The following is an 876-nucleotide window of genomic DNA, read 5'->3' as shown; positions in this document are numbered from 1 at the left end:
GAGGTGCCGCCGTAGTAGCCGTTCGACGTCGTGCCGTCATGGGCGAGACCGAGGTTGTGCCCCACTTCGTGGGAGGCGGCTTCGGCCATGCTCTTGGCGCGGTTGCCGAGCGACGAGGGGAACACCCACGCGGGGCTGCGCGTCTCGGCCTGCGTGATGACGTCGAAGGTGCCGATCCAGCCGAGGCCGCCGCACCCTCCGCAGAGCGCGCTCTGGACGCTGCTGCCCGAGCTGAACGCCACGCGGGTGCCGTAGGTCAGGTCGCTGGTCCCGCTGCGCCACAGTCCGCCGGTGGCGGGTTCCTGCGTCGTGACGTCGACGTCGAAGGGGGCGAAGTCCTCCGACACCCGGGCCCAGACCTCCTGGACCAGGGCGCGCTCGGCGTCCGAGAACGCCGCCGAGCTGTCGAGGGTCCAGCCGGGGAACAGGAGCGAGGTGAGCCCGTTCAGCAGCCAGGAGTTGGTGGAGAGCAGGGTGCCACCGTCGAAGTCGAGGTAGACCGTGCGCGTGGCGCCCGGCCGGCTGTGCAGGCTGAACGTCTCGGCCAGCGTGTACGACGCCGCGGGCTCCGCCGAGGCCAGGGCGGTGCCGTCCGTGGTGGCTCGCGGGGAGGGCGCCGGCGGCGGGGTGCCCCACTCGTCACGGGCGAAGGTCGCGCCGTCGGGACTGGTCACCAGCGCGGGGTCGTGGACCTCCACCGCGGTCGTGCCCGGGTCTGCCGGGGCACTGTCGTCCGCCGCTGCGGGCAGGGCCCATCCGGTCACGGCGATCGCGAGCGCGGTGACCGCGAGCGCGAGCGTGCGCAGGACCTGAACCATGTGTGTCCACATCGGCCGGTGCGGAGCCGAGGTGAGCGCAGGACGACGGATCGGGACC

General features: G+C 73.1%; 1 protein-coding gene. It reads right to left on the bottom strand.

The window, feature by feature from the left end; genetic code table 11:
- Nucleotides 1-818 (bottom strand): zinc-dependent metalloprotease family protein (locus tag ACOADB_RS28175; RefSeq protein ID WP_378606989.1); only part of this gene is annotated, 818 nt, incomplete at its 3' end.
- Between the last annotated feature and the right edge of the window lie 58 nt (nucleotides 819-876).

It is taken from the genome of Nocardioides sp. CPCC 206348 (genome assembly GCF_048654705.1).
Taxonomy (GTDB): domain Bacteria; phylum Actinomycetota; class Actinomycetes; order Propionibacteriales; family Nocardioidaceae; genus Nocardioides.
This window is presented reverse-complemented; position numbering and strand designations above follow the sequence as displayed.